Origin of the sequence: Methylobacterium sp. CCH5-D2 (genome assembly GCF_001556475.1) — a bacterium.
GTDB classification, from domain to species: Bacteria; Pseudomonadota; Alphaproteobacteria; order Rhizobiales; family Beijerinckiaceae; genus Methylobacterium; species Methylobacterium hispanicum.
The window spans coordinates 1-1,303 of sequence record NZ_LSIX01000948.1; the positions used below are offsets into that span (position 1 = coordinate 1).

2 protein-coding genes are annotated in these 1,303 nt (G+C 76.4%); both read right to left on the minus strand.

Features of this window, described 5'->3' with window-relative positions; genetic code table 11:
* Positions 1–124: 124 nt before the first annotated feature.
* Positions 125–466: a hypothetical protein gene (locus AX737_RS25695; protein ID WP_066926390.1), complete on the minus strand. Its 342-nt coding sequence runs from the start codon at positions 464–466 to the stop codon at positions 125–127.
* A gap of 5 nt (positions 467–471) precedes the next feature.
* Positions 472–1,303: DUF3108 domain-containing protein (locus AX737_RS25700; RefSeq protein WP_066926392.1), on the minus strand; the 832-nt coding region annotated here is incomplete at its 5' end.

Consider the following 1,303-nt stretch of genomic DNA (forward strand, 5'->3'; position numbering starts at 1 on the left):
GAGGAGAGGGCCAAGGAGCGGGCAATGTCCCTTCGGCGCGGACGGCCGGTGCGACGGGCGCGCCACGGCGGCGGCGCCCTCGGGCGGTCCCGTGCGCGCCGCCCGTTGCCGGAGCGCGGAGGGATCAGGGTCCCCGCCGGAACCGCCCCTCATATGGGGTGCCGGGTCCCGGCGCGCCACCGTACGGATCCGCGTAGGGACCGGTCCCGGGGCCCGGCAGGCCGTAGACGTCCACGCGCACGTCCGGGCGCGGCCCGTCGAGGTCGGCGCAGAGGGTGTCGGGGACGGCGACGAGGGGCCCGCGCCGGGCGGGACGGCCCTCGCGCACCTCGGCCGAGGAGTAGGCGTTTCCGCCGCAGGGGCTGCCGGCCGTGAGCGGCTGGGCCGCGACCGGGCCGGCCGCGAGCAGCGGGGCGAGGAGGGCCCCGCGGCGCAGCAATCCACCGCGCAGGATCCTGCGGCGCATGGCGGTCAGCGCGCGTCGAGGCTCGCGACCGAACCGGTCTGGGCGGGTGCCGCGCCGGTCGTCGCGGCCGGAGCGTCGGCGACGGCGCCGGCGCGGGTCCAGCGGGTCGCCTCGATGATGTTGGTGCCGATCGTGGTGCGCACCGAGATCCGCAGCGGCACCAGAACCCGCGTGCCCTCGACCGGCGCCAGCCAGACGGACATGTCGCGGTTCTCCTCCATGAAGCGCACGCCCGGGCGGTCCGGCCGGTGGCCGGCGACCGCTTGGTAGCGGACGTTGCAGACGAGGACCGGGCCGGCATAGCCGGGCTTCTCGACCGCGCGCGTCTCACTGTAGCTCAGCACCACGTTGAAGCGGGTGGCGCCGTCGAACACGGGGAGCGTGCGGTTGCAGTTCTCCGGGTCGGTCGGCTCGCCGCGGGCGTGGGCGGGCATCACCAGCGCGCTCACCGGATCCATGATGCCGCGCTTGTTGGCCGCCGTGATCGGCACCCGGTCCTCCATGTCGAGGAGGGGGGGGATCACCTCGGACTGGGTGACGTTGCCGGAGCGCAGCGCCATGCGCACCGCGATGCCGGCATTGGCCGTGCGGGTGGCGATCGCGAAGGCGTTGGGCTGCGGGCTCGCCGCGAAGGTGCCGGACGCCTGCGCCGAGCCCTGGCCGCCCGTGATGGCGCCGACGAGGCCGGTGAGCACCGCCGAGACGTCGGCCCGGTAGCGCTGGCCCTCGAAGGAGCCGGCGAGCCGGGCCGTGCCGATCGGCAACCCCGCGAGGTTGATGCCGTAATCGACGGCGAGCGTGGCGGGGGGCGCCGCGCGGTGGCGCCGGGGGGCGGCC